Source organism: Paraplanobispora takensis (assembly GCF_016863195.1).
GTDB lineage: Bacteria > Actinomycetota > Actinomycetes > Streptosporangiales > Streptosporangiaceae > Planobispora > Planobispora takensis.
Map to the genome: position 1 here is coordinate 89,583 of NZ_BOOK01000004.1, position 25,831 is coordinate 115,413.

At 73.6% G+C, this 25,831-nt stretch carries 23 protein-coding genes; 9 read left to right on the forward strand and 14 right to left on the reverse strand.

Annotation, left to right across the window (positions count from 1 at the left end; all coding sequences use genetic code 11):
• The first annotated feature begins 170 nt into the window (after window positions 1–170).
• The 5 genes from Pta02_RS03045 (at window position 171) to Pta02_RS03065 (ending at window position 5,256) form a co-directional block, all read left to right on the forward strand.
• Window positions 171–2,396 (forward strand): hypothetical protein, encoded by a 2,226-nt coding sequence (locus Pta02_RS03045; protein ID WP_203873093.1) that lies wholly within the window; start codon window positions 171–173, stop codon window positions 2,394–2,396.
• 34 nt (window positions 2,397–2,430) lie between these two features.
• The gene (locus Pta02_RS03050; RefSeq protein WP_203873094.1) at window positions 2,431–2,913 is read left to right on the forward strand and encodes a hypothetical protein; all 483 of its coding nucleotides are present in this window, start codon (window positions 2,431–2,433) and stop codon (window positions 2,911–2,913) included.
• A gap of 129 nt (window positions 2,914–3,042) precedes the next feature.
• Window positions 3,043–3,672 (forward strand): RNA polymerase sigma factor, encoded by a 630-nt coding sequence (locus Pta02_RS03055; RefSeq protein ID WP_239129405.1) that lies wholly within the window; start codon window positions 3,043–3,045, stop codon window positions 3,670–3,672.
• Window positions 3,669–4,766: a CU044_5270 family protein gene (locus Pta02_RS03060; RefSeq protein ID WP_203873095.1), complete on the forward strand. Its 1,098-nt coding sequence runs from the start codon at window positions 3,669–3,671 to the stop codon at window positions 4,764–4,766. Before Pta02_RS03055 ends, Pta02_RS03060 begins: the two co-directional genes overlap by 4 nt.
• 154 nt (window positions 4,767–4,920) lie before the next feature.
• Window positions 4,921–5,256: a PepSY domain-containing protein gene (locus Pta02_RS03065; protein WP_203873096.1), complete on the forward strand. Its 336-nt coding sequence runs from the start codon at window positions 4,921–4,923 to the stop codon at window positions 5,254–5,256.
• A 14-nt stretch (window positions 5,257–5,270) separates the two neighbouring features.
• On the opposite strand, the gene Pta02_RS03070 is transcribed toward Pta02_RS03065, so the two are convergent.
• A complete protein-coding gene (locus tag Pta02_RS03070) occupies window positions 5,271–5,867 on the reverse strand; it encodes a hypothetical protein (protein ID WP_203873097.1) in 597 nt (198 codons plus the stop codon).
• Window positions 5,868–5,959: 92 nt separating this feature from the next.
• Here Pta02_RS03070 and Pta02_RS03075 point away from each other — a divergent pair, with 92 nt between their 5' ends.
• The 3 genes from Pta02_RS03075 to Pta02_RS03085 are packed head-to-tail and all read left to right on the forward strand — an operon-like array spanning window position 5,960 to window position 8,377.
• Window positions 5,960–6,640 carry a response regulator transcription factor gene (locus Pta02_RS03075; RefSeq protein ID WP_203873098.1) on the forward strand — a complete coding sequence of 227 codons (681 nt, stop codon included), beginning with the start codon at window positions 5,960–5,962 and terminating at the stop codon, window positions 6,638–6,640.
• The gene (locus Pta02_RS03080) at window positions 6,637–7,977 is read left to right on the forward strand and encodes a sensor histidine kinase (RefSeq protein WP_203873099.1); all 1,341 of its coding nucleotides are present in this window, start codon (window positions 6,637–6,639) and stop codon (window positions 7,975–7,977) included. The genes Pta02_RS03075 and Pta02_RS03080 overlap by 4 nt, the downstream gene beginning before the upstream one ends.
• Window positions 7,978–8,035: 58 nt before the next feature.
• The gene (locus tag Pta02_RS03085; protein ID WP_203873100.1) at window positions 8,036–8,377 is read left to right on the forward strand and encodes a PepSY domain-containing protein; all 342 of its coding nucleotides are present in this window, start codon (window positions 8,036–8,038) and stop codon (window positions 8,375–8,377) included.
• A gap of 17 nt (window positions 8,378–8,394) precedes the next feature.
• Here the strand turns inward: Pta02_RS03085 and Pta02_RS03090 are convergent, their stop codons facing one another.
• The 12 genes from Pta02_RS03090 to Pta02_RS03145 all read right to left on the reverse strand — a co-directional run bounded on the left by Pta02_RS03090 (window position 8,395) and on the right by Pta02_RS03145 (window position 24,180).
• A complete protein-coding gene (locus tag Pta02_RS03090) occupies window positions 8,395–9,087 on the reverse strand; it encodes an HNH endonuclease family protein (RefSeq protein WP_239129407.1) in 693 nt (230 codons plus the stop codon).
• Window positions 9,088–9,242: 155 nt separating this feature from the next.
• A complete protein-coding gene (locus Pta02_RS03095; RefSeq protein ID WP_307837441.1) occupies window positions 9,243–12,773 on the reverse strand; it encodes a 2Fe-2S iron-sulfur cluster-binding protein in 3,531 nt (1,176 codons plus the stop codon).
• Window positions 12,770–13,096, reverse strand: coding sequence for a sarcosine oxidase subunit delta (locus tag Pta02_RS03100; protein ID WP_203873101.1), 327 nt, complete (start codon window positions 13,094–13,096; stop codon window positions 12,770–12,772). The genes Pta02_RS03095 and Pta02_RS03100 overlap by 4 nt, the downstream gene beginning before the upstream one ends.
• A 47-nt stretch (window positions 13,097–13,143) precedes the next feature.
• Entirely contained in the window at window positions 13,144–14,355 is a 1,212-nt protein-coding gene (locus tag Pta02_RS03105; RefSeq protein WP_203873102.1) for a sarcosine oxidase subunit beta family protein, read from the reverse strand.
• 55 nt (window positions 14,356–14,410) lie between these two features.
• Window positions 14,411–16,909, reverse strand: coding sequence for a GcvT family protein (locus tag Pta02_RS03110; RefSeq protein ID WP_203873103.1), 2,499 nt, complete (start codon window positions 16,907–16,909; stop codon window positions 14,411–14,413).
• Between the two features lie 84 nt (window positions 16,910–16,993).
• A complete protein-coding gene (locus tag Pta02_RS03115) occupies window positions 16,994–17,380 on the reverse strand; it encodes a phosphomannose isomerase type II C-terminal cupin domain (protein WP_239129409.1) in 387 nt (128 codons plus the stop codon).
• Window positions 17,381–17,555: 175 nt separating this feature from the next.
• Window positions 17,556–18,314, reverse strand: coding sequence for an SDR family NAD(P)-dependent oxidoreductase (locus Pta02_RS03120; protein WP_203873104.1), 759 nt, complete (start codon window positions 18,312–18,314; stop codon window positions 17,556–17,558).
• A 206-nt stretch (window positions 18,315–18,520) separates the two neighbouring features.
• The gene (locus Pta02_RS03125; protein WP_203873105.1) at window positions 18,521–20,797 is read right to left on the reverse strand and encodes a tetratricopeptide repeat protein; all 2,277 of its coding nucleotides are present in this window, start codon (window positions 20,795–20,797) and stop codon (window positions 18,521–18,523) included.
• A 51-nt stretch (window positions 20,798–20,848) separates the two neighbouring features.
• Window positions 20,849–21,598, reverse strand: coding sequence for an SCO6745 family protein (locus Pta02_RS03130; RefSeq protein ID WP_239129410.1), 750 nt, complete (start codon window positions 21,596–21,598; stop codon window positions 20,849–20,851).
• A 75-nt stretch (window positions 21,599–21,673) separates the two neighbouring features.
• Window positions 21,674–22,480, reverse strand: a complete 807-nt coding sequence (gene dapF, locus Pta02_RS03135) for a diaminopimelate epimerase (protein ID WP_203873106.1) — start codon at window positions 22,478–22,480, stop codon at window positions 21,674–21,676.
• Between the two features lie 221 nt (window positions 22,481–22,701).
• Window positions 22,702–23,631 carry a tRNA (adenosine(37)-N6)-dimethylallyltransferase MiaA gene (gene miaA / locus Pta02_RS03140; protein ID WP_203873107.1) on the reverse strand — a complete coding sequence of 310 codons (930 nt, stop codon included), beginning with the start codon at window positions 23,629–23,631 and terminating at the stop codon, window positions 22,702–22,704.
• Between the two features lie 36 nt (window positions 23,632–23,667).
• Complete coding sequence (locus tag Pta02_RS03145) at window positions 23,668–24,180, reverse strand: methylated-DNA--[protein]-cysteine S-methyltransferase (RefSeq protein ID WP_239129411.1); 513 nt, start codon at window positions 24,178–24,180, stop codon at window positions 23,668–23,670.
• A gap of 19 nt (window positions 24,181–24,199) precedes the next feature.
• Between Pta02_RS03145 and Pta02_RS03150 the strand changes: the two genes are divergently transcribed.
• Window positions 24,200–25,129: a ribonuclease Z gene (locus Pta02_RS03150; RefSeq protein ID WP_203873109.1), complete on the forward strand. Its 930-nt coding sequence runs from the start codon at window positions 24,200–24,202 to the stop codon at window positions 25,127–25,129.
• Here the strand turns inward: Pta02_RS03150 and Pta02_RS03155 are convergent.
• Entirely contained in the window at window positions 25,084–25,776 is a 693-nt protein-coding gene (locus tag Pta02_RS03155) for a class III extradiol ring-cleavage dioxygenase family protein (protein WP_203873110.1), read from the reverse strand. The two genes, Pta02_RS03150 and Pta02_RS03155, sit on opposite strands and share 46 nt — an antisense overlap.
• Between the last annotated feature and the right edge of the window lie 55 nt (window positions 25,777–25,831).

The following is a 25,831-nucleotide window of genomic DNA, read 5'->3' on the forward strand; positions in this document are numbered from 1 at the left end:
CCCGCTGCCCCATTGACAGCTCCGGGGGCGAGGAGAAGTGTCCGAACTATCTCTACCGCGAGTCTGTACGGCCAGACCGTTGGCGGCATGTCGTCGAGCATTCGTGGGCCCAAGGATCCTCGGCGGGACCGTCGTGCCCGAAATCCGACGAGAGCGACTGGAGAGATCACATGTCTGCTCCATCCGACCCCACCCAGGGGACATCGGCGTCCCTGTCCGGCGTGGCCGACCTCGAACAGCGTCTGCAGGAGGTCGTCCCGTCCGACGGGAGGGTTGCCGAGCAGCGGGAGGCATCCGGTCTCCGGCAGGGGCCGGGCCTCCAGCAGGAGACCCCGGGCCCGCAGGAGACCCCGGGCCTTCAGCAGGACGTGCAGTTCCAGCTGACGCGCGGCAGGTACCGCAGCGGAGGACAGGGCTACCAGCTCGAACTCCGGGTGGACGTCGACGGCGTCCGCCCGCAGAACCGGGTCAGCGCCGACTTCTTCTCCACCAGCGGGGGCACGACCTCCTACTTCGGCTCGTTCATCGTGCACTTCCCGACGGTCACCGTCACGACCGCGCAGGTCGTGCTCGAGGGGACGGGGAACTTCACCTTCACCGCCGGCGCCCCGGTCGTGCGCGTGACCATCCCGCGCCGGACGACCGCGCAGCCGCAGGGCGACGCCACGGTGCAGTTCCTCACCGCCTCCGGCCAGCCCGGCGCCGGCTACGCCTGCCCGTTCGTCTCGCCGTACTTCCGCAGCGTGACCCTGGAGCAGGACTCGGTGACCGGGACCGTGCCGTTCGTCTCCTACGACACCGCCGCGCTGCCCCAGCCGCCGACCAGCCCGGCGCGCGTGCTCACGGTCGTGAAGTCCTACGCCGAGGCGGGCATCGAGCTGCAGATGTCCGGCATCTCCAACATCATCGCCACCTCGGCGGCCGGAACCGACCTGCTCTGGAACGACGCCGAGCTGCACAACGCGATGGTGCAGCACTTCAGCGCCTTCGCCAACGTGCCGCAGTGGAAGGTGTGGATGCTGGTCGCCAGCGCGCACACCGGCGGCTACCGCGGGATCATGTTCGACTACAGCGACGCCACCCAGCGCCAGGGCGCGGCGGTCTTCTACAACGCCATCCAGGGGAGCACCCCGCAGTCCCAGCGCGCCCAGCTGCGCACCTACGTGCACGAGATCGGCCACGCCTTCAACCTGCTGCACTCCTGGCAGAAGAACCTGGCCGTCCCGCCGCAGCCGCTCGGCCCCAACGGCGGCTTCGGGGACCTGAGCTGGATGAACTACGTCCAGAACTACCAGCCCCTGTCCGGGGCGGGCGGGGAGGCGGCCTACTGGGCGGCGTTCCCGTTCCAGTTCACCGACAGCGAGCTGGTCCACCTGCGCCACGCCAACTACCGCGATGTGATCATGGGGGCGAGCCCCTTCGGGACCGGCGCCGCCGAGATCGCCCCCGAGCTGTTCGAGGAACCGGTCGAGGACCAGTCGGGCCTGGCCCTGGAAGTGCGGGCCAAGGAGACCTTCGCCTTCGGCGAGCCGGTGGTCGTGGAGCTCAAGCTCTCCACCACCGACCTGCGCGGCCGCAGCACCCACGGCCACCTGCACCCGGACACCGACTTCACGCACGTCGCCGTCACCCAGCCCTCCGGCCGGACCGTGCTCTACCGGCCGATGCTGCGCCACTGCTCGGACGACGCGGCCGTGATCCGGCTGGACCAGGACAACCCGGCGATCTACCGCAGCGCCTACATCGGCCACGGCGCCGACGGGCACTACTTCCAGCAGCCCGGCGAGTACCGCGTCCGGGCCCAGTACCTGGCCTCCGACGGCTCCAGGGTCGTCTCCCCCGTGTGCAGGATCCGGGTCCGCTACCCCGTCACGCAGACCGACCAGGAGGTCGCCGAGCTGCTGATGGGCGAGGACACCGGCAAGCTCCTGACCCTGCTCGGCTCCGACTCCCCGGCGCTGGCCTCGGGCAACGCGGCGCTGCGGGAGGTCATCGACAAGCACGGCAAGCACCCGCTGGCGGTGTACGCCCGCATGGTCCAGGGCATCAACGCGGAGCGGGAGTTCAAGAACCTCACCGCCGACAACGAGCTGAAGGTCCGCCAGCCCGACACCAAGGAGAGCATCCAGCAGCTCACCCTGGTGGCCGACGCCTCGGCGCGGGGCGAGGGCGTCGACAACATCACGCTGAACATGGTGATGCGCCGCCTGGCCGGCGCCCAGGCCAAGCAGGGCGACCTGGAGCAGGCCACCGGGACGATCGACAAGATGGTCCGCACCTTCGAGAGCAGGCAGCTGCGTCCGGCGGTGCTGGACCAGATCCGCCGGCAGGCCGAGCGCACCAAGGCGGCGCTCGCCTCCGAGACGAAGGAGAGGCCCGGGCAGAAGAAGAAGTGACCCCTCCGGCCACGACACCGAGAAGAAAGCCATCGTGATCCGTATAGAGCTGACCGCTCCCGGCGGGCCGCACCCCGCCGGGAAACCGGTCCCCGTCAGCGTCTCCGTCGTCGGCACGACCGAGCTCCTGCTCGTCGGCGTCCTCGACGGCTCGGAGGACGGCAGCCGCTATCCCCGCTATCGCCCCTCGGTCTCCCTGGGCGGCCAGATCGTCGCCGCGCCGCCCGCCGCCGAGGACCCGCTCGTCGCCGCGCTGCGGGTCTCCGACTTCGCCCGCCTGGCTCCGGGCGAGCCCTTCGATCCCTGCGCGTCCCGGTCGCTGGCCACCTTCGAGACCTTCGTGCCGGAGGCACCCGGCTCCTACGTCTACACTCTGGCTCTCGACACGCAGAGCAGCGCCCCGGAGCAGTGGCTCGGCCGCATCAACCAGACCGACGTCCCGGAGGTCCTGGCCCTCGTCAGCCAGGTCCCCCGGTTCCGCGTCACCTCTCCGCCCCTGGTCGTCGAAGTCCGGTGAGGTCCCGGTGAGGTCGTGGTGAGGTCGTGGTGAGGCGGGGAACCGTACGGCGTCCAGCGGCGGAGTAGAGGGTGTGAGCGCGTCCGCGCTCTCAGACAAGGACCCTCTGATGACTGGACGAAACAGGTGGTGACGCTGGCGTTCCCCGACCGGGCCGCGACGCCCGCCGCGCCCCCTACCGCGCCCTCCGCTCCGCCGTCCGCCCCGGTCGCCACCCTGGCCTCCGACGCGGCGCTGATCGAGGAGTCGCTGGCGGACCCCGACAGGTTCGCCGGGCTGTTCGACCGGCACGCCGACGAGATCCACCGGTACGCGGCCCGGCGCCTGGACGACGTCACCGCGGCCGACGACGTGACGGCCGAGACGTTCCTGGTGGCGTTCCGCAAGCGCACCCGATACGACCCGGCCCGGTCCGACGCCCGGCCCTGGTTGTACGGCATCGCCTCGAAGCTGATCTCCGGCCACCGCAGGGCCGAGACGCGCAGGCTCAAGGCCCTGGCCCGGCAGGCTCCCGAGCGCGCGACCGGCTTCGAGGAGCGCAGCGCGGAGCGGGTGACCGCCGACGGGCTGCGCCCAGCGCTGGCCGCCGCCCTGGCCGGGCTCAGCTCCGCCGAACGGGACCTGCTGCTGCTGGTCGCCTGGGCCGAGCTGACCTACGAGGAGGCCGCCGAGGCACTCGGCATCCCGATCGGGACCGTGCGCTCCCGGCTGTCCCGGACCCGAACCAAGATCCGCCGCTCCCTGGAGTCGCACGCATGAACGAGGACGAGATCCGGCTGGTGGCGGGCGTCCGCCCGGACGCGCCGCCGTACGACCCCGAGGCGAAGGCCGCGGCCCGGCGGGGGCTGGTCGCGGCCGCCGCCACGCGCGCCCCGTCGCGGCCCCTGTGGCGCAGGCCGCCGGCGATGCTCCTGGCCGGGGCGCTGGCGGTGGCGGTCGCGGCGACCGTCCCCGCGCTGGTCACCGGTGCGGGGCCAGGGCCCGGACCTGGGCGGGAACCCTCCGGGAAGGTCGTGGTGGCGCTGCCGAAGCTCGCTCCGGTGTCCGCGACCGAGGTGCTCGGCCGGGCCGCCAGGGCGGTCAAGGCGGAGCTGGCCCCGCGCGACGACCAGTTCGTCAAGGTCGAGTCGGAGACGATGTACGGCGCCTTCAGCGGGAACTCCGTCAACACGGAGACGGGCGAGACTCTCCCGGAGACCCGCTACCTCTACCGGACCAGGCGGGTGATCTGGCAGTCGGCCGACGGCAGCAGGGAGGGCTCGCTGAGGATCGAGTACCTGGAGCCGAAGGCCTACCCCGGCTGGCCGATCCCGGAGGGGGCCGACGACGAGGCCGGGAAGGTGGAGATGCTCAGACTTCCGGTCTGCGAGCCTCTCCCGGCCCGTCTGCGCACCGACCACGCGGCGCTGAAGCGCCTGCCCGCCGACGCCGGGGGCATGCGCGCCCACCTGTACGACAGCGCCCGGGACGGCGGCTCCAAGGGTGAGGAGGACGAGGCCGCCTGGACCCGGGTGGGCGACCTGCTGCGGGAGAACTACATGCCCGCCGCGCAGCGGGCCGCGCTGTTCGAGGCGGCCGCGACGATCCCCGGGGTCGACGCGGTGCGGGACGCCGAGGACGCGGCCGGCCGCCGGGGCATCGGCGTGGGCCGGGTGGGGCCCGACGGGGTCAGGGAGGACCTCGTCTTCGACCCGCAGACCTACGAGCTGCTGGGCGAGCGCGGGATCGTGGTGGACGGGAAGCGGGCCCAGTCCCCCGAGGGGAGCCTGGTCGCCTCCACCGCGCAGCTGTCGGTCACCGTGGCCGACGAGGCGCCCGCGGTCCCCGACGACGACGCCTCCGGCTGCGGCTGAGGCCGGGGCCGGCCTTTTCGGTGCGGCCCCGATCCGGGCCGCACCGGACAACTCAGGACGGCGCCGGGCGGAACGGACCCGGGCGGCGGGAACGTGACCCTGTTTTTAGCGGGGGCTGGACAGGTGCGCTCCGACGCTCGGGAAAGCTCGGATCATGAGACAGATCAGCATGATCGCGAGGGCCGCCCTCGCCGCCGCGGGGGCCGCCGCGCTCCTGCTCGCCGGGGGCGGCGTCCCCGCCACGGCTCAGGCGGCCGGCTCCGCCGTCCGGCCCGCGCCCGCCGTGGCGGAGGAGATCACCGCCCGGCGGGCCGCCGAGATCGCCCGGGGCTACGTCCCGGACGGGCGGGTCGTCGGGACCGAGCGCGTGTGGGAGCAGGGCCTGTGGACCTGGTGGGTGCAGGTCGTGGACGGCGCCTGGAAGTACGACTTCTACATCTCGGCCGTGAGCGGGAACGTCGTCAGGTTCAAGATCAACCTCAACCGGTGAGTCCCGGGCCGATCTCAGTCGTGGAGCCGGTGGACGGGTGAGCCGTCGCCCGAGCAGCGCACCTCGATCTTGACGTCGGTCTCGTCCGCCTCGAACTCCACGCGGGCCCGTACGGCGGGGCCGCGTTCCACGTCGTCCACCTGGAAGCCCTGGGCGGGACTCCACGAGCGGAGCGTGACCAGGCCACCGGAGCACCGGGCGATCACGCTCCCGCCCGCCGTCCTGATCACCCTGCTCCGGCCGGCGGAGTTCCCCGGGGAGGACGCGGCGGGAGACGGCTCGGACGTCCTGCCCGGCGTGGGGTCCGGGGAGCCTCCGGTCCCGCCGGGATCCGGCGACCCGGTCGGCGTGGCGCCGGGCGTCGGAGCGTCGGTCGGCGTGGCGCCGGGCGTCGGGGCGCCGGTGGAGGCGGGGTCGCCGGTCACGGGCGGGGCGGCCGCGACCGGGGTGGTGCGGGCCAGCGCCTCCTCGATCTCGGCGGAGGACAGCGGCCGGTGCGCGGAGGCCGTCAGCGGCTCACCCAGAACGGTGATCACCGCCGCCCCCGCTCCGGTCGCGAGAACGCCGGTGGCCAGCCATCCGGCCACGACAAGAGGAAATCGCCTGCGCACGCGTCCACCTTGCCACCTTCGATGCTAAGACGCGGTTAAGGGGCCGATAACGTGCTTTGAGCATGGGTCAAGCCCGGCTAACGTGACGGCAAATGTCGAATGTGCTGCTCATCGAGGACGACGCCGCGATCCGCACCTCCCTCACCCGGGGGCTGCGCGACCGCGGCCACGCCGTCTCCTCCGCCCCCGCCGCCCTGGACGGCCTGCGCCTTGCCGTCGAGGAACGTCCCGACCTCATCGTGCTGGACCTGGGCCTGCCCGACATGGACGGGGTGGACCTGCTGCGCATGCTCCGCGCGGTCAGCCACGTCCCGGTCATCGTCGCGACCGCCAGGGACGGCGACGCGGAGATGGTCAAGCTGCTGGACGCCGGGGCCGACGACTACGTGGTCAAACCGTTCAGCGCCGCCCAGCTCGACGCCCGCATCCGCGCGGTGCTGCGCCGTTCCGGCGAGAGCCGTACGGACAGCTCGGTGACCGTCGGCGGCCTGCGGGTGGACCCGCGCACCCGGGAGGCGACGCTGGACGGCGCCCCCCTGGACCTGAGTCCCCGCGAGTTCGACCTGCTCCACTATCTGGCGGCCAGGCCCGGTGAGGTGATCACCAAGCGCGAGCTGCTCACCCACGTCTGGCAGGTGCCCTACGGCGGAGCGGACAAGACCGTCGACGTCCACCTGTCGTGGCTGCGCCGCAAGCTCGGCGAGACCTCCGCCGAACCCCGCTATCTGCACACCGTGCGCGGCGTGGGCGTCCGGCTGGCCGGACCGTCGTGAGGCGCTGGCTGGCCCTGCTGGTCACGGCGACCACCTCTCTCGTCCTCGTCGCCCTGCTGGTCCCCCTCGTCCTGCTGGTCCGCACGGCCGCCGAGAGCGGCGCCGTGGACCGGGCGAGCGGCGAGGCCGAGTCGGTGGCGGTCGCCGTCGGCGCGGTGGACGCCGAGACCCTGGGCCTCACCGCCGAGCGGGCCGCGCATCCGACCACGGTCTTCCTCGGCGACGGCAGGGTCGTCGGCGCCCCCGCCGAGAGGTCCGCCGCGGTCGAGCTGGCCGCGCGCGGGCGCAGCGTCACCGCGGCCGTGCCCGGCGGGCGGGAGATCCTGGTCGCGGTCCAGGGGGCTCCCGGCGGCACGGCGGTGGTCCGGGTCCTCCTCAGCGACGACGAGCTGGCCAGGGGCGTCACCCGGGTGCAGGCGGGACTGCTGGTGCTCGGACTGGCGCTGATCGGCCTGGGCATCCTGGTGGCCGACCGGCTGGCCCGCGCGGTGATCCGGCCGATCTCGTCGCTGGCGAAGGTCTCGCACCGCCTGGCCGCCGGCGACATGGCCGCCAGGACCGCACCCGGCGGCCCGCCCGAGGTGCAGGCGGTCGGCCTCGCGCTCAACCACCTGGCCGAGCGCATCACCGGGCTGCTCGCCGAGGAGCGGGAGAGCGCCGCCGACCTGTCCCACCGGCTCCGCACGCCGCTCACCGGGCTCCGGCTGGAGGCCGAGTCCCTGACCGACCCGCAGGAGGCGGCCAGGATCGAGGCCCGGGTGGACGCACTGGAACGGGCCGTCACCTCGGTGATCAACGAGGCCCGGCGGCGGTCCCAGGAGCGGCAGGAGTGCGAGGCGGTGGCGGTGGTCCGGGACCGGGTGGCGTTCTGGTCGGTGCTCGCCGAGGACCAGGGCCGGGCCATGGAGCTGGAGCTGCCCCCGGGCCTGCTGCCCGTCGCCGTCTCCGCCGACGACCTCGCCGCCTGCCTGGACGCCCTGCTCGGCAACGTGTTCGCGCACACCGACGAGGGCGCCGGTTTCGGCGTACGGCTGGCGCCCGCCCCGGGCGGCGCGGTGCTGACCGTCACGGACGCCGGGCCGGGGTTCGCCACGACCGCCCCGCTGGAGCGCGGTGAGAGCGGGGCCGGATCGACCGGGCTCGGCCTGGACATCGCGCGCCGTACCGCCGAGTCGTCGGGCGGCGCGCTCACGCTGGGCGCCTCCCCCGCGGGCGGGGCGAGCGTGACCCTGTTCCTGGGCGGGGTCATGGGCGGGGCCACGGGCGGATCCCAGGGCCGGTCACCGGGCGGGTCACCAGGCGGGTCACCGGGCGGGTCACCGGGCGAAAGAGGGTGAACCCGCTCTTAACGATCGCTTAGCGCGGCCCTATCGCCGGTCCGGAGAACCTGGGGTCATGAGAAAGAACACCATGATCGCCAAGATCGCCCTCGCCGGAACCGTCACCCTCCTCGCCGCCGGAAGCGGCGTGGCCTTCGCCGGGAGCGCGGCCGCCGCCGCCCCGGCCGGCGTCCAGGCCTCGGCCGCGGCCCCCGCCGCGGGCATCTCGTGCTCGAAGGCCGTGAAGATCGCCAAGAAGCGCGTCCCCGGCGCCCGGGTCAGCGAGGTCGAGCGGGAGTGGGAGCACGGCCACCGGGTCTGCAAGGTGGAGCTGCACCGGGGCAACTGGGAGTACGACGTCTACGTCTCGCTCAAGACCGGCAAGGTCATCAAGTTCAAGAAGGAGTACGACGACTGATCCGCGCGCACGCCGGGTCAGCAGGCCTTCAGCACCCGCTCCATCGCGGACTTCTCCGCTGAGGTCACCCAGAGCTCGTACTTGAGCTTCACCTTGATCTGGCGTGCGACGTAAGGACACCGATAGGCCCGGCGCGGCGGCAACCACGTCGCCGCGTCGGCGTCGCTCTTCTGGCTGTTCAGCGGGCCGTCCACGGCCAGCAGGTTCAGCGGGTCGTTGGCCAGCTCCCTGCGCTCGGCGGCGCCGAGCTGCTGGGCGCCCTTCTGCCAGGCGTCCGACAGCGCCACCAGGTGGTCGATCTGCACCTTCATGCTGGTGTCCTGGCCGCGCTCGAACTCGATGGTCTTGCCGCCGTAGGGGTCCTCCAGGGTGCCGGTGAGCACGATGCAGTCGTGGGTGCCCTTCTTGAAGGTCTCGTCCTTCAGGTCCCGCTTGAGGATGTCGTTGCGGGTGTCGCACCCGTTGTGGTCGACGTCCGCCCACGCGGGCCCGAACTCGTCGCGGTCGAAACCGGTCCGCGGGGCCCGGCCCTTGACCGGGAGCTTGTCCAGGTCCTTGAGCGCCTCGGCGGCCGACGTACCGCCCGTGTCGTCGCCGGAAGATCCGCCGGAGGACTCGCCCAGCGAGTCCAAGGAGGTGCCGCACCCCACCGGTCCGCCCGCCAGCACCAGCATGACCGCCGCAGCGGCCAGCGCCTTACCCCGTTTCACCTGCACGTCCCCACCGCCTCTCATGAATTTGGCTACCCGGAAACGGCGAATTTACCCAATCGACCAGCGCCACCCGTAAAAGCCGCATCTCATCTTCCACCCCAGCTCACCGCCGTGATCCGCTCCAGGGCGGCCTCAACCGGTCATCGCGGCGTTCAGAGCCCTTCCAGCGCGTCCAGCAACCACTCGGCGAGGTACCCCGCGAAGGAGGACCTCACGAAGACCCGGTAGACCTCCGGCCCGGCGCGGTGCAGGACGACCTGGGCGCGGGCCAGCAGGGTCTGGGTGTGCGCTCCGACCCCGAACACCGCAGGATGCAGGTCGATCGGGCAGCCGGTCATCAGCACGTCCCGGACCCGCGGCCCCGCCAGCTCGACGACCGTCCGCTGCGCCGACACGTCCACCCCGTCCTCACCCGGCGAACCGTCCGGCCGCGCGTCCTCCGTCCCGGTTCCCGGCGCGCTCATCCCGATGTGCGCCGTGCCTCCCGCTCCGGTCTGCGGATCCTCCACGGCCAGCCACCAGCCGGGCCCGAGCCGCAGTCCCTCCTTGGGCGCCTCGCCCCGGATCTCCCGCATCCGGAGGAAGGGGATCTCCCGGATCGTCACCCCGGGGGTGCCCGCGGCGGCGGCGAAGCGTCCGGCGAACGCGGCCAGCGGGCTCACCGCCCGCTCGGGACGCCACCACTCCGTCACCGCCGGATCCGCCGCGGCCGGGAGGGGACGTGCCTCGCCGGGGATCCCGTCGCGGCGGGTGTTGCCCGGGTCGTGGAAGACCGGGTCCACCACGGTGACCGGGATCTCCCGGCCGTCGAACGCGATGAGCCGGTCACCCGGCCCGGCGTCCCTGACCATGGCCAGCGCGACGCCGGGATAGGCGGAGGTGACGTGACCGAGCATCCGCCGGTCACCGGGGGCCGCGACGATCTGGGCTCCCTCGGTCGGCCTCTCCTCGCCGTCGCCGGCCGTCCCGGACTCCCCGGGCATGCCGGAGCCGGGGGGCTCATCCGGCGTTCCGGGGACCCCGGCCTCCGGCGAACGGGCGGGGACGAGGCCGACGAGTCGCTTGCGGCCGGGGCTCGCGGTGTCGGGGCGGGTGTGGGAGCGCCTGCCGACGAAGTCCGGTTTGCGGCGGGAGACGATCCAGGACATCCCGAGGTCCTGGGGGGTCACGGTCCCGTCGGTCTCCTGCCCGACGATCGCGAAGCCCTTCTCGGCCCGGAGCACGTGCATGGTCTCCGTCCCGTACGGCACCGCCCCCAGCTCCAGCGCGGCCTCCCACAGCGCCGCGCCGTACCACCACGGCACGTTGATCTCGTAGGCCAGCTCCCCCGAGAAGCTGATCCGGAAGACTCTGGCCGGGCCGCTCTCGCGGCAGGTCATGAACGGGAAGTCGCCGAAGTCGACGCCGGGGACCAGCGCCTCGGCGACCGGCCCGGCCGCGGGGCCGACGACCGCCACGACGGCCCAGTGGTCGGTCACCGAGGTGAACGACACCTGCAGGTGCGGCCACTCGGTCTGGTGCCACTCCTCCAGCCAGTCGAGCACGGTGGCGGCGTTGCCGGTGGTGGTGGTCATCAGATAGCGGTCGCCGGCCAGCCGGGTGGTCACCCCGTCGTCGAGGACCATGCCGTCGGCGCCGCACATCAGGCCGTACCGGCAGGAACCGACCGGCAGCGCGGAGAACACGTTGGTGTAGATCCGGTCGAGGAACTCCCCCGCGTCCCGGCCCCCGACCTCGATCTTCCCGAGCGTGGAGGCGTCCATCGCCGCCACCCCGGTCCGCGCCGCCCGGCGCTCCCGCCCGACGGCCCGCTCCATGGACTCGCCGCCCGCCGGATAGTGGCGGGCCCGCTTCCACTGGCCGACGTTCTCGAAGACCGCGCCGAGGGCGACGTGCCGGTCGTGCACGGCGGTGACCCGCACCGGGTCCGAGAGCCGGCCCCGGTCCCGCCCCGCGAGCACCCCGAAGGCCACCGGCGTGTACGGCGGGCGGAACGTGGTCGTCCCGACCTGTCCGGGCGAGGCCCCGAGCAGGCCCGCCACCACCCCTGCGGTCACCGCCCCCGACGTCTTGCCCTGGTCGGCCCCGGTCCCCGCGGTGGTGTAGCGCTTGACGTGCTCCACCGACCGCATCCCCGTCCCGGCGGCCCGGCCGAGGTCGGCCACCGTCACATCCCGCTGCAGGTCGACGAATGCCTCCCGGTCGCCGCCGTCACCGCCGCCGTCCCCGGGGACGGCCCACAGCGCGGCCGGGGACCGTTGGGCGGGCTCGTCGCACTCGGGGACGCGCAAGGGGTTCCTCTCCCGGTTCCCGGCCGGACCGGCGGACCGCACCCCGTCCTCCGGGGCTCCGCTCTCCCGCACCCCGTTCTCCCGCACCCCGTTCTCCGAGGCTCCGTTCTCCCGTGTCCCGTCCTGCCAGCGGGCGGGCAGGCCCGCGGCCTCGGCGGCGCGGGCTCCGGCGGCGAGGCCGTCGGCGATGGCGGCGGCGGTGCCGTACTCGCCCCTGCACGCCCCGGCCGACCGCTCGGCCTGCGCGGACACGTGCGGGACGAACGCCTGGAGGGCGTCGTCGAAGCGGAGCCGTCCCCGCGACTGGCTGAACAGATGGACCGCCGGGTTCCAGCCGCCCGACACCGCCAGCAGGTCGCAGACGACCTCCCGGCCGCCGATCACGACCCCGGTGAGGACTCCCTCCCCGTCGGCGAGCGTGCCGGTGACCACGGCCCCGTCCCGGCGCGGGTCCACGATCTCCGCGATCTCCACCCCGGCGGCGGCCAGGTCGCGGGCGGCCTCGTGCCCGGAGTCGGTGCAGGTGAACACCACCGCCCGTCTCCCGGGCAGCACGCCGTACCGGTTGACGTAGGTCCGCGCGGCCGAGGCCAGCATGACGCCGGGGCGGTCGTTGCCGGGGAAGGCCACCGACCGCTCGTGCGCCCCGGTCGCCAGGACGACCTGCCCGGCCCGGAAGTGCCACAGCCGCCGCCCGCCGCCCGCGTGCCCGCCCTCGTCTCCGGTGCCTCCGCCGCTCCCCCGGGTTCCGGAGCCGGCGGCGCGGTTGGCGTCGCGTTCCTCCACGGCGACGACGTAGTTGTGGTCGTGATAGCCGATCGCGGTGGTCCTGGGCAGGAGGCGGACCTCGGGGAAGGCGGCGAGGCCGGCCGTGACGGAGGAGATCCACTCATCGGCCGGGGCGCCGTCCAGGAGGGTCCGGCCGCCCAGCAGGTCGCCGCCGAACTCCGGCCCGCCGTCGAGCAGGACCACGCGGGCGCCCGCCCCGCCGGCCGCCAGCGCCGCCGCCAGCCCGGCCGGGCCGCCGCCGACCACGAGCACGTCGCAGTGCAGGTACGCCTTGTCGTGCCGGGCGTCCACGGCCGCCGCAGCGGGGTCGAGGCGGCCCTTGCCCCGCAGGCTCCACGCCCGCATGCCGTCCCGCAGTTCCACGGCCGTCGCCGCGACCATGGGCTCGTCCCCCACCCCGACCAGCGCGTTCGGCTCCTCCACCCCGGCGGTGAAGATCCCCCGCGGGCGGCCGGGACCGACGCTCCGGCCGACGATCCGGACCCCGCACGCCAGCAGCGCCGAGGCCAGCGTGTCACCCGGGTGGCCGGTCAGCTCACGCCCGTCGAAGGTGAAGCGCAGCACGCGGGAGCGGTCGATCCTGCCCCCGGACTCCCGCCTCACCGCGGGTCCCCGGCGTCACGAGCCCCTGGGCCCCCGGTGGCGCGGGCGGCCGAGTGCTCTCCCGGCCCGGAGGCGCCGGGCGCCCGCTCGATCTCGTGGGTGACCGTGTGCCGCCGGATCGAGAACCACGTCCGGCAGCCGTGGACGTGGAACCAGCGCTCGTGGAACCAGCCCCGGGGGTTGTCGCGCATGAACACGTACTCGGCCCACTCCTCGTCGCTCACCGCCGCGGGGTCGGCGGGGTAGGCGATCCCGGCCTGCCCGCCGTACCGGAACTCGATCTCGTCGCGCGGCCCGCACCACGGGCACTCGATCAGCTGCACCGTCCAGCCACCGCCTCTCCCCTCCCGCCGCCCGGTCCCGGACGCATTCAGTGCGCCACCGCCGCCGCGCCGTGCTCGTCGATGAGCGCCCCGGTGGTGAAGCGTTCGAGGGAGAACGGCTCGGCCAGCGGGTGCGGCCGTCCCGAGGCGATCGTGCCGGCGTAGACCCAGCCGGAGCCGGGCGTCGCCTTGAACCCGCCCGTCCCCCAGCCCGAGTTGATCAGCAGCCCGTCCACCGGCGTCGCCCCGATGATCGGCGAGGCGTCCGGGGAGACGTCCACGACCCCCGCCCAGGTGCGCACCACCCGGACCCGGCTGAAGATCGGGAACAGCTCCAGGGCGGCGGACATCTGCTCCTCGACGACGTGGAAGGCCCCACGCTGGCCGTAGGAGTTGCACGGGTCGATGCCCGCCCCCATGACCAGCTCGCCCTTGTGCGCCTGGCTGACGTAGACGTGCACCGCGTTGGACATGACCACGCAGTCGAGCACCGGCTCCAGCAGCTCCGACACCAGCGCCTGCAACGGGTGCGACTGCAGCGGCAGCCGGATGCCCGCCCGTTCGGCCAGCACGCTGGTGTGCCCGGCCGCGGCCAGCGCGACGGTCCCGGCCGCGATCCGCCCCTGAGAGGTCAGTACGGCGCGCACCCGCCCCCCGGTGATCTCGAACCCGGTGACCTCGCAGCCCTGGATCAGGTCGACCCCGAGCGCGTCGGCCCCCCGGGCGTACCCCCAGGCGACGTGGTCGTGCTTGGCGATGCCGCCGCGGCGCTGCAGGGTCGCCCCGAGCACCGGGTGGCGGGTGTCCCCGCCGGTGTCGAGGACGGGGCAGAACTCGCGCACCCGGTCGGCGTCCAGCCACTCGGCGTCCACCCCGTTGAGCACGTTGGCGTTGACCCGGCGCCGGCCCTCCCGCACGTCGCCCAGGCTGTGGGCGAGGTTGAGCACGCCCCGCTGGCTGAACATCAGGTCGTAGCCGAGCTCCTGCGACAACCCCTCCCAGAGCTTCAGGGAGTGCTCGTAGATCGCGGCGCTCTCGTCCCACAGGTAGTTCGAGCGGATGATCGTGGTGTTGCGGGCCATGTTCCCGCCGGCCAGCCAGCCCTTCTCCAGCACGGCGACGTTCGTGATCCCGTGGTTGGCGGCCAGGTAGTAGGCGGTGGCCAGCCCGTGCCCGCCGCCTCCGACGACCACCACGTCGTACGAGCGCCGCGGCTCGGGGTTGCGCCACAGGAAGTCCGGGTGGTCCGGGGTGCTCACCGGCGGTCCCGCCGCTCGATCCGCTCGATCCGCTCGGTTCGCTCCATGAACGGTCCTATCGCTTGATACGGGTCATCTTCGGGTCGAAGAGGGGTTCGGCGGCCACCTCGGCGGGCACCCGCCCGCCGGAGTACCCCACCTCGACGGCCGTGCCCGGTTCCGCCGCGCCGGCCGGCAGCCAGGCGTAGGCGACGGCCCGGCCGAGGGTGTGCGCGTAGGCGGCGCTGGTGACGTAGCCGGCGGCCCGTCCCCGGTGGAAGACCGGCTCCCTGCCCATGACGACCCGCTCGGTGAGCAGCGGCACCAGCCTGCGGGCCGCCTCCCCGCCGAGGGCCTCCAGGGCCGGGCGGCCGACGAAGTCCTTGTCCATCCGCACGGCCCAGCCCAGCCCGGCCTCGTGCGGCCGGTGCTCCGGCGTCATGTCCACGCCCCACAGCCGGTAGCCCTTCTCCAGCCGCAGGCTGTTGAAGGCGGCCCGGCCCCCGGCGGCGACGCCGTACCGGCGGCCCGCCTCCCACAGCAGGTCCCACAGCTTCAGGCCGACGTCGGCGGTGGTGTAGATCTCCCAGCCCAGCTCGCCGACGTAGGACAATCGCATCATGGTCACCGGCACCTGGCCGAGGTACCCGGACTTGAGGGTGAAGTAGCGGAAGCCCTCGTTCGACAGGTCGAGGTCGGTGAGCGGCTGCACCAGGTCGCGCGCGTGGGGTCCCCAGACGCCGACGCAGCACGTCCCGGCGGTGACGTCCCGCACGCTCACGCCCGGCGGGGCGTGGCGCCGCAGCCAGGCGAGGTCGAGGTTGCCGTTGGCGCCCACCTGGAAACGGTCCTCGGCCAGCCGGGCCGCGGTCAGGTCGGACCTGATCCCGCCCGCGGAGTCGAGCAGCAGCGTGTAGGTGACCGAGCCCGGCGGCCTGTCCACGTTGTTGGTGGTCATGCGCTGCAGGAAGGCCGCGGCGCCCGACCCGGCGACCTCGACGCGCTTGAGCGGCGTCATGTCGTACAGGGCCACGCGCTGCCGGGTGGCCCACGCCTCGGCCGCGGCGATCGGCGACCAGTACCGGGCGGCCCAGGCGTCCCGCGCCCCCGCGCCGACGAACTCCTCGGCATCGGGCGCGAGCCGTACCGGATCCTCCAGCAGCGCCGCGTTGGCCTCGAACCAGTGCGGCCGCTCCCAGCCCGCCGCCTCCAGGAAGAAGGCGCCCAGCTCGCGCTGGCGGGGGTGGAACGGGCTCGTCCGCATCGGCCGGGGCGACTCCATCGGCTGCAGGGGATGGATGACGTCGTAGACCTCGACGAAGTTCTGCCGGCCGCGCTCCTCGACGAAGGCGGGCGCCAGCTGCACCTGCTCGAAGCGTTCGACCTCGCACTCGTGCAGGTCGACGGTGGAGTGGCCGTCCACCAGCCACTCGGCCAGCGCCCTGGCGACCCCGGCCGAGTGGGTCACCCAGACCGCCTCGGCGATCCAGAGGCCGTCCAGTCCCGGTGCCGGGCCGATCAGGGGGAAGCCGTCGGAGGTGAAGGAGAAGATCCCGTTGATGCCCTCCTCGGGCTTGGACTCCCCCAGCGCCGGCATCAGCTCGACCGCGTCCCTCCAGGCGGGGTCGAAGTCGGCGGGGGTGAACTCCTGGACCGACGGCATGACCGTGGCCCGCAGCGCGATCTCGTCCTGCCGGACGGGCATCGGCCGGTGGGCGTAGGAGCCGACGCCGACCCTGTCGGCGTGCTGGCGGAAGTACAGGTCGCGGTCCTGGTGGCGCAGGATGGGCCGTACGGCCTCCGTCTCCCCGTCGCAGTCGCCGGCCAGCGCGGGCAGCGGGCCCGAGCGGGCGTACTGGTGGGCCAGGGGCAGCAGCGGCACGGTCAGTCCGGCGAGTTCCCCGATCGCCGGGCCCCAGAATCCCGCCGCGCAGACGACGACGTCCGCCGGCATCGTCACCCGCCCGGCCGCGCCCGACCCGGACACCCGGGGATCCGCGATCACCTCGGCGGTCACCCCGATGACCCGGTCGCCCCGCCGCTCCAGAGCGACCACCCGGTGGCCGGGCAGGAAGCGCGCGCCCCGCCCGATCGCCGCGCGGGCCTGGGCCTCACCGCAGCGCACCGCGCTCGCCAGGCCGTCGGAGGGGACGTGGAAGCCGCCGAGGAGCACCGAGGGGTCGAGCAGCGGCCACAGCTCGACGCAGCGCTCCGGGCCGGCCAGCTCGCTCTCGATCCCCCAGGAGGCGGCCCAGCCGTGCTTGCGGTGCAGGTCCTGCCAGCGCTCGGGGGTGGTGGCGACCTCCAGGCCGCCGACCTGGTCGAAGCAGGGGCGGCCGTCGAGCGACAGCTCCCGGTACTTGGCGACCGTGTAGGCGGCGAACTCGGTCATCGCCTTCGACGGGTTGGTCTGGAAGACCAGGCCGGGGGCGTGGGAGCTGGAGCCTCCCGTGGCGAACAGCGGCCCCTGGTCGAGCACCGTGACATCGGTCCAGCCCCGGACGGTGAGCTCGTCGGCGAGGGCGCACCCCACGATGCCGGCACCGATGATCACAACACGAGGCCGGCCCGCCATGCACCCTCCGGGTGTCCCTAATGCAGAAAAACCACCGGACTATTCACGAACATAAGGTGCGAAGCGGGACCGAACAAGAGGGGATCAGGAGCGGCCGTAGGAGTCTTCGAGCCGCTCGATGTCGTCCTCGTCGAAGTAGCCGAAGGCGATCTCCATGATCCGGGCGACCGGGCCCGAGGAGCTGAGCCGGTGAGTCTGACCTGCCCGGATGAGCACGCGGTCGCCGACGGCCGGCTCCGTGCGCACGCCGTCGATCTCGAAGACCAGGCCGGGGTCCAGGGCCACCCACAGCTCGTCGCGGTGCTCGTGACGCTGCAGGCTGAGGCGCTGTCCCGGAGCGACGGTGATGACCTTCACCGTGGTCGGCTCGTTGAGGGTGTAGCGGTCGAACGCACCCCAGGGACGCTCGTCGCGCACAACCGCGCCGAGCCGGTCGACTTCCAGCAAGATGGCCTCCATCGGCTCCGTCATGTATCCGGAGACTCTGGCACCGCCGCATGACGGATGCGCATTATTCGTGCAACCAGTCTATTAACTTTGCCAGTCAGATTCCCTGACTTTTGTGATGGAGACCGCCCGGGCCCACCCCGGACCCCTCAGGTCCGCTCGGGTTCACCCGGGTCCACTCGGGTTCGCTCAGGCTCGCTCAGGTGAGGAGGATCCCGCCGTCGACCGGGATGACCGCGCCGGTCACGTACGACCCGGCGTCGCTGGCCAGGAAGACGGCGGCGGCCACCAGCTCGGCCGGGTCGCCGGCGCGCTTCATCAGGACCCGGTTCTCCAGCTGCCAGGCCATGTATCCCTCGGCGTACTGCTCGGTCATCTCCGAGGCGAAGAAGCCCGGCTCCAGGCAGTTGACCCGGATGCCGCGCCGCGAGGTCCACTGCTGGGCCAGGTCGCGGGTGAGGCCGACGACCCCCGCCTTGGAGGCGCTGTAGGCCGCCTGCGGCAGACCGGCGGTGGTCTCCCCGAGGATGCTGCCGATGTTGACGATCGAGGAGCCGGGCCGCATGACCCGGGCGCAGGCCTGCGCCATCCAGTAGGTGCCGTGCAGGTTGATCTCCACGACCTGCCGGAACTGCTCGGGCGTCTCCTTCAGAGCGGGCACCGCGGTGCCGACGCCGGCGTTGTTGATCAGGATGTCCACCGCGCCCAGTTCCGCGCCCGCCGCGTCCACCAGCGCCTGGCAGTCCTCGGGCCTGGTCACGTCGGTGGCCACCGCCACGCACCGACGGCCGGTCTCCTCGACCAGTGCCCTGGTCTCCTCCAGCCGGTCCTTGCGGCGCGCGCCGATCACGATGTCGGCTCCCGCCTCCGCCAGCCCGCGGGCGAAGGCGACCCCCAGGCCCGACGAGGCGCCGGTGACGATCGCGACCTTGCCGTCCAGCCGGAATCGGTCGAGCATGCGGATCTCCCTGTGTGCGGCGAACATACCGAATGAGATTCTAGAGGCGGTCGGCCGTGCCGGCGCCGACCGGCCGGCCGTACCGCCGCGAGAGCCTCCGCACCGGCCGGTACGGCGCCGCGGAACGACAGCGCCTACCGCGGGAACAGGACGGCCCCGCGGCGGCGTGGAAGCCGTACCGCGGGGCCGCGTGTCTCACGGAGCGCTCAGAGCCCGTACTCCTTGGTGATGCGCTCGTGCCGCTCGACCTCGATGTCCACGGCCTTGGCCAGGTCGAGCCAGGCCAGCGGGTGCACCCAGCGCTCGGTCGCGTCGTCGAGCACCGCGTCCAGCTCGGCCGGGGAGACCTCCGGCGGGATCGCGATCCAGCCGAACACGCCGGGAAGCGACTCGCCCGTGGTCGGGTGCGTCACGGCGTAGTCGTCATCGCTGTAGACCCACATCGGCCAGCCGCGCTCGACCATGACCTCGTTGAACTCGGTCCAGTCGGCCTCGCTGGGCGCCGCGCCGTCGAAGAACCAGCTCGTGTAGCCGCCGGGGCGCAGCATGCTGACCGCCGCGAACGGCGGGATGAAGCCCTCCTGCTCCTCCGGGCTCTCCGGGATGGGCTCCAGCAGTGCCGGGTCGAAGACGACCACGTCACCGGCGTTGTAACCCATGCCGGGGGGCTGCGGGATGGCCAGGCGCGCCGTCGCCGGGCCGGTGCGCACGCCGACGATCGAGCGCTGGCTGCCGTCGGGGGCGGGCAGGATGATGCGCACCAGGCCCATCTCCTCCTCGATCGGCCCCTCGCTCGACTGCAGCGGCATGCCGATCTTGGCGGCTCCGGCGCGGACGGTCTCCCAGTCCTCGGCGGCGGTCGCCATCGTGATCATCCGCCAGACGTCCTCCGCCTCGATCTCCTCGGAGTCGAGGACCTCGCGCAGGATCGACGCGCCCTCGGCGTTGTCGCCGTTCTGCTGGACGGCCGTGGCCCACAGGCGTCGCGCCTCGATGCCGGCGCCCGCCGCGACGGCCGCCTCGCCCTCGGCGGCGGCCTGCTCCCAGCGCTCCCGGGCGCGGTAGAGGCGGCCGAGCGCCAGGTGGCGCCGGCCTTCGGGCAGCAGCTGCGCCATCTGCTCCAGCCGCTCGTCCTGACGCGCCTCGATCAGCAGGCCGGTCAGGTAGGAGACGTCCTGCTCGTCGGCGGTCCCGATGTCACCGGAGTCCACCAGCATGGTCCAGTAGATGTCGGCGCCCTTGGCCGGGTAGCCGAGGAAGCCGAGCGTGGTCGTGTGGCGGCGGGTGGCCTCGACGTCCTGCCCGGACATCGGGGCCAGCCAGCCCACCCAGCGCTCGGGGTCGGCGTTGAAGCCGTCGGCCGCGTCGAAGTAGCCGACGAGCTCGTCCTGAGGGCCGGGGGCGTCCGGCACGGTCACGTTGCCGGCGGCCACCCGCAGGACGGCGATGCGCTCGGTGATGCCGGCGTCGTTCTTGAGCTCGCCCGCGGTGGACTCGGCGAGGTCGGCCAGCATGCGGGCCTGCCAGACGCCCTTGCGGCCGACGGCCAGGTCACCGGCGACGAGCGCGAGCTCGGCCCGCGCCCGGTAGGCGCCCATCACCGCGAAGTAGTCGATCCACTGCTTGAGGACCCGGCCGAGCTGCCAGCTGTTGGTGATCTGCGCGGATTCGGCGAGCAGGCGCACGGCGCGCGCCCACTCGACCCAGTCGCGGGGGTGGTCGCCGACCACGTCGAGGTCGGGCAGGGCCTCCACGGCCTCCGGCACGCGGTTGAGGGTGGCGAGCACGAGCGCGCGCAGCACGCCCTCGCGGCGCTCCTTGGCCACCGGGTCGTCGGGCTTGAAGCCGGTCGCGGCCTCCAGCGCGGTGAGCGCGTCCTGCGGCCGGCCGGCGGCGAGCAGCGCGCGTGCGGAGGCCGCCCCCAGCTCCCAGCTCGCCTCGCGGCCCGCGGCGCCCAGCTCCGCCACCGCGGACTCGGCGTGCGCGACGGCCTCCTCGGACCGGCCGGCGTCGAGCAGTGCGGCGACGCGCTGCTCGGCGAAGGCGGAGAAGGCGGGAGAGGCCGCCTCCACCTGGGCGGCGGTCAGGGCCCGCAGCCGCTCGTCCGCGTAGCCGGGGCCGTCGGTGTTGCCCTGGGTCACCGCCAGCGCCAGCACGGCGCCCGGGGCGGCCGGGCAGTCGCGCACGTCTTCGCGCTCGGCGAACTCCACCAGGGTCCGCGCGTCGTCGAGGGCGACCACGCCCTGGGCGCGGTCGCCGACCCGCCCGACCAGGTGCCAGTAGCGGGCGTAGAACTCCAGCCAGGGCTGTCCCAGGTTCTCCGCCTGCTGCGCGATGGCCGGCGCCATCACGTCGAGCTGGGAGTAACGGCCCTCCAAGGCCTGGGCGGGCACGTCGCCGATCGCCATCGCCAGTCCGGTGTTCCCGGCTTCGTGCAGTTGCCGCTGGGTCTCTCCGACCCAGGCCCAGATGTCCACGTCCATGGCACGCCAGTCTGCCAGGTCGGGGAGGATGCCCCAAACGGCCCGGCCCTCCTACCCCGCGCGGCCCACGAGTTCCACCAGCTCCGCCGACTCCCGCTCGTCCAGCACCGAGAAGGCGGGGGCCATCAGCCGGTCGGTCAGCTCCTCGGCCTCGGCCCGCAGCGCGACCCGCTCCGGACCGGGCGTCGGGTACGGCTCCGGCCACTCGAAGAAGCGCGCCACGGTCTCGCCCGAGGACAGGCCGAGCGGGGTGCCGTCGTGCGCGGCCAGGAGCGTGGCCTCCAGCGGCGTCAGGCCCGTGGCCAGCACGGCCACCGCGTGCAGGCCGCCGCGCAGCTCGCGGACCAGGTGCAGCAGCTGGGCGAGCCGGGCGGGGGCGTCACCGGGCAGCGGCAGGCTCCGCCATCCGGCGAAGATCGGGGCACCCAGGACGTCGGCGTTGTCCACCACCGGCTCCAGCAGCTCGGCCAGGCGCGCGGCCCCGTCGAACCCGCCGAGCCTGCGCCGTCCCCAGTCGTGGCAGGCGCCCGCGTAGAGCTCGACCGCCTTGTCGACCGGCAGACCCCTGCCGGCCTCCCAGTTCTCCCTGACGTGCTCGGCGGGGAAGAAGACCGCGGCCGCCACGATCACGTCCGCGTCGACCTCTCCGAGCACCCCGCACCGCCCGCGGAAGTACAGCGCCCGCGCGCCGAGGCCCGTGCTCTCGCACAGCGCCTTGGCCTCGCGCGAGATCATGAACCCCCCGCCGAGAAGCCCGATTCCCCCCTTGACCGCCGCCGCCGTCGCCAGTGCGTCCGCCATGCCGATCCTTCCTCTCGGTCTACCTGAGGAACCCAGCATTGCGCACAGAACAATCTTCGGCAAGCGGGACCCGCCTCAGAGATCGACCTCGCCCGAGGCCACGAGGACGGCCGGGCCGGACAGATAACTGGTCCGCTCGTCGAGGGTGACGGTGACGGTGCCGCCGAGGACCTCGACCTCCCAGGTGCCGGTCGTCTCGCCCGCCAGGCGCGCGGCGGCCACAGCCGAGGCGACCGAGCCGGTGCCGCACGAACGCGTCTCGCCCGAGCCCCGCTCGAAGACCCGCATCACGACCCGGCGCGGGCCCACCGCGTTGAGCAGTTCGACGTTCACCCCGTGCGGGAAGGCCGCCGGGTCGAAGCCGGGCTGCCGGGTCAGGTCGAGCCCGGCCACCGGGTCGCCGATGACGCAGGCCAGGTGCGGGTTGCCCATGTCGACGCGGAGCCCGCCGTACTCCTTGCCCGAGACGGTCGCGCTGCTCTCGCCCAGCACCCGGGGCATCCCCATGTCGACGGTCACGTCACCGGTCTCCGCCAGCCGTACCCGCTTGATCCCGCCCCGCGTCGCCACGCCGAACTCACCCGCCCCGGCCAGCCCGGAGTCCACGAGATAACGGGCGAAGACGCGCGTGCCGTTGCCGCACATCTCTGCCACGCTGCCGTCGGAGTTGCGGTAGTCCATGAACCACTCGGCCTCGCCCGCCTGATCGGCCACCTCCGGGCTGAGCTTGGTCCGCACCACCCGCAGCACCCCGTCCCCGCCGATCCCGGCCCTGCGGTCGCACAACGCGGCCACGAGCGCGCCGGACAGCTCCAGCTCCCCGTCCACGTCGGGAATGATGACGAAGTCGTTCTCGGTGCCGTGACCCTTGACGAAGCGCATGGCCCTACCTTATGGCGACGCTGCGCGTCGCGGCTCGGGGGCTTCTCGATCCGGCTCCCGCCCTCGTCACGTCCTCGCTGTGTTGATGGCCGTGCTGCGCACGGCGGCTCGGGGGCTCCTTGGTCCGGCTCCCGCCCTCGTCACGTCCTCGCTTCGCTGCGGGCGTTCCTCCGTTGGTTCACCGGCGCCCCCTCGCGGGCTCCGGGCGTTCCTCGGTTGCTTCACCGGCGCCCCCTCGCAGATGTCCCGTTATGGATTTCGGCGAGGGCCTGTTGCAGGAGGTCGGGGGCCTGCTGGGGGAGCCAGGTGACGCGGGGGTCGCGGCGGAACCAGGATTCCTGGCGGCGGACGAACCTGCGGGTCGCCCGGATCGTCTCGTCCTTGGCCTGCTGCTCGGTCCACTCCCCCGACAGCAGGCGCAGGACCTGCGCGTAGCCCAGGGCGCGGCTGGCCGTGAGGCCCTCGGCCAGGCCCTGCTCCGCCAGCTCGCGCACCTCCTTCACCAGCCCGGCCTCCCACATGCGCTCCACCCGCAGGGCGATCCGCTCGTCGAGCACGTCCCTGGGCACCTCCACGCCCAGTTGCACGCTGTCGTAGACCGCGTCGTAGGACGGCATCGTGGCCGAGAACGGCCGGCCGGTCAGCTCGATGACCTCCAGCGCGCGCACGATCCTGCGGCCGTTGCCCGGCAGGATCGACTCGGCCGCCCGGGGGTCGAGCTCGCGGAGCCGCTTGTGCAGCGGGGCCGGGCCGTGCAGGTCCAGCTCGCCCTCCAGGCGGGCCCGGATCCGCGGGTCCGTACCGGGGAACTCCAGGTTGTCGAGCGCGGCCCGCACGTAGAGGCCCGACCCGCCCACCAGGATCGGCACCGTCCCCCTGGCCCGCAGGTCGTCCATCAGCGGCCGGACCAGCGCCTGGTACTCCGCCACGCTCGCGGTCTTGCGCACGTCCCAGATGTCCAGCAGATGGTGCGGGACGCCGCGCCGCTCGGCCACCGTCAGTTTCGCCGTACCGATGTCCATGCCCCGGTACAGCTGCATGGAGTCGGTGTTGACGACCTCCCCGCCCAGTTCGAGGGCGAGGTCCACGGCCAGGTCGGACTTGCCGGCCGCGGTGGGGCCGACGACGGCGATGACGGGTAGCTCAGGCACGCCGACCAGTCTCCCAGCCCGCGGGCCCCCGCCGGGTCAGCCCCAGTCGAGCATCGGCTGCAGGTATCCCTCCAGGGTCAGCAGCCAGCGCTTGGACTCCACGCCCGTCCCCCCGCTGAACCCGCCCAGGCCGTTGCTCGCGACGACCCGGTGGCAGGGCACGATGATCGGGATGGGGTTGGCCCCCATGATCGACCCGATCGCCCGCGCCGGGACCCCCGTCCCGCTGCGGTCGGCCAGCTCGCCGTACGTCACGACCTCCCCGTAGGGGACCGTCTCGTACAGCGTGCCCAGCACCCTGCGCTGCACCTGCGTGGTCAGCCGCCAGTCCACCGGGACGGAGAAGGCCTTCAGCCGCTCGGCGTAGTAGTCGGCCAGCTCCGCGAGCACCGGGGCCGTGCGCGCGGGGTCGTCCACCTCGGTCAGGCCCTGTTCCGCCAGCCGCTCGGTGAGCCGGCGCCTGTCGTCCCAGCCCACGCCCGCCACCCCGTCCTCGGTGACGGCGACGGTCATCTCCCCCAGGGGTGTCGGCAGGCTCCCGAACGCCACGGTTCCTAGCATTGGACCTGTGTCCCTTCGTGAGCTCGTCGTCCTCGGCACCTCCAGCGCGGTCCCTACCCGCCACCGTAACCACAACGGATATCTCCTGCTATGGGATGGACAGGGCTTCCTGTTCGACCCCGGCGAGGGGACCCAGCGCCAGATGACCCACGCGGGTGTCGGCTCCCACGACATCACCTGGATCTGCGTCACCCACTTCCACGGCGACCACTGTCTCGGCGTGCCGGGCATCGTCCAGCGCATCGCCAGGGACCGCGTCGCCCATCCGGTGCGGGCCGCCTACCCGGCCGTCGGCGAGACCTACTGGCGCCGCCTGCGGCACGCCTCCGTCTTCGCCGACACCTCGGTGATCTCCGAGTGCCCCGTCTCCGGCGAGGTCACCACCCTCGACGCCGGCCCGGTGACCCTCACCGCCCGCCCGCTCTCCCACCCCGTCGAGGCGTACGGCTACCGCGTCGACGAGCCGGACGGCCGCCGCATGGTCCCCGAGGCGCTGCGGGAACGCGGCGTCGAAGGAGCCATGATCAGCCGGCTCCGGCGCGAGGGGACGGTGACCATGCCCGACGGGTCGGTCGTCGGGCTGGAGGACTGCAGCGAGCCCCGTCCCGGCCAGAGCGCCGCCTTCGTCATGGACACCCGGCTCTGCGACGGGGTGTTCGCGCTCGCCGAGGGGGTGGACCTGCTGGTGATCGAGTCGACGTTCCTGTCGGAGGAGGCGAAGCTGGCCGAGGCGTACGGGCACCTCACCGCGGCCCAGGCGGGCCGGGTCGCGGCGGAGTGCGGGGTCCGCCGCCTGGTCCTGACCCACATCTCCGAACGCTACGGCGCCGACGAGGAACCCCGCTTCATCGAGGAGGCCGGCCGGGCCTTCGACGGCGACGTCGTGCTCGCTCAGGACCTGGCGCGCGTGCCCGTCCCCAGGCGGGCCACGAAATAGCCCACCCCGTAGGGGGCGTCGTCGTAGAGGACCTCACCGTCGAACGGCCCGCCGCCCGCCGCGGCGAGGACCTGCAGCGCGGCCCGCCCGGCGACCCCGAGCTCCCGCGCCTCCCGGGGATCGAGGCCGGGTGCCTCCCCCCGGCCGAGCGCGCGGACGATCGCCGCGTTGTACGGCTGCGCGCGGGGGTCGAGATAGCCCGGGGACTTCTCGGTCAGGCAGGCCGAGCCGTCCGCCATGACCAGCATGGCCACCCGACCGGCCGTGTCCGCCAGGCGCGCGCCCAGCTCCGCGCACTCCTGCGGGGAGGCGTCGAAGGGCACCGCGTGGAACCCGCCGGAGGCGGTCAGGCCGCCGCCGTCGAGGATCCGGCGGCCGATCGCGAGCGAGAGCGGCAGCACCGGGGCGCCGTCGCCGTAGCGCACGTCCACCCCCCAGGGCGCCAGGCTCCCGGCGGCGTCCGGCCCGTAACCGCCGCCCTCCTGCGCACCGCCGACCACCACCAGCACGTCGGGCTCCGCCTCCGCCAGACTGCCCGCCGCGGCGGCGCAGGCCGCCCGGAGCCCGTCGAGCTCACCCGCGGCGGCACCGGCCAGCTCGGGGGCCATCAGCGGGGGGTGGGGGCACACGGCGGCGGCGACAAGCACGCGGCCAGCCTAGACGAGCAGGCCTTGGGGCAGCAGGGAGGGTACGGCGGCGCGT

Coding starts and splice junctions, on each gene's coding strand:
- Pta02_RS03115 (WP_239129409.1), bottom strand. CDS start 17,380: ATGACGGAGCCGATGGAGGCCATCTTGCTGGAAGTCGACCGGCTCGGC.
- Pta02_RS03045 (WP_203873093.1), top strand. CDS start 171: ATGTCTGCTCCATCCGACCCCACCCAGGGGACATCGGCGTCCCTGTCC.
- Pta02_RS03075 (WP_203873098.1), top strand. CDS start 5,960: ATGTCGAATGTGCTGCTCATCGAGGACGACGCCGCGATCCGCACCTCC.
- Pta02_RS03085 (WP_203873100.1), top strand. CDS start 8,036: ATGAGAAAGAACACCATGATCGCCAAGATCGCCCTCGCCGGAACCGTC.
- Pta02_RS03130 (WP_239129410.1), bottom strand. CDS start 21,598: ATGGCGGACGCACTGGCGACGGCGGCGGCGGTCAAGGGGGGAATCGGG.
- dapF (WP_203873106.1), bottom strand. CDS start 22,480: ATGCGCTTCGTCAAGGGTCACGGCACCGAGAACGACTTCGTCATCATT.
- Pta02_RS03065 (WP_203873096.1), top strand. CDS start 4,921: ATGAGACAGATCAGCATGATCGCGAGGGCCGCCCTCGCCGCCGCGGGG.
- Pta02_RS03110 (WP_203873103.1), bottom strand. CDS start 16,909: ATGGCGGGCCGGCCTCGTGTTGTGATCATCGGTGCCGGCATCGTGGGG.
- Pta02_RS03060 (WP_203873095.1), top strand. CDS start 3,669: ATGAACGAGGACGAGATCCGGCTGGTGGCGGGCGTCCGCCCGGACGCG.
- Pta02_RS03125 (WP_203873105.1), bottom strand. CDS start 20,797: ATGGACGTGGACATCTGGGCCTGGGTCGGAGAGACCCAGCGGCAACTG.
- Pta02_RS03120 (WP_203873104.1), bottom strand. CDS start 18,314: ATGCTCGACCGATTCCGGCTGGACGGCAAGGTCGCGATCGTCACCGGC.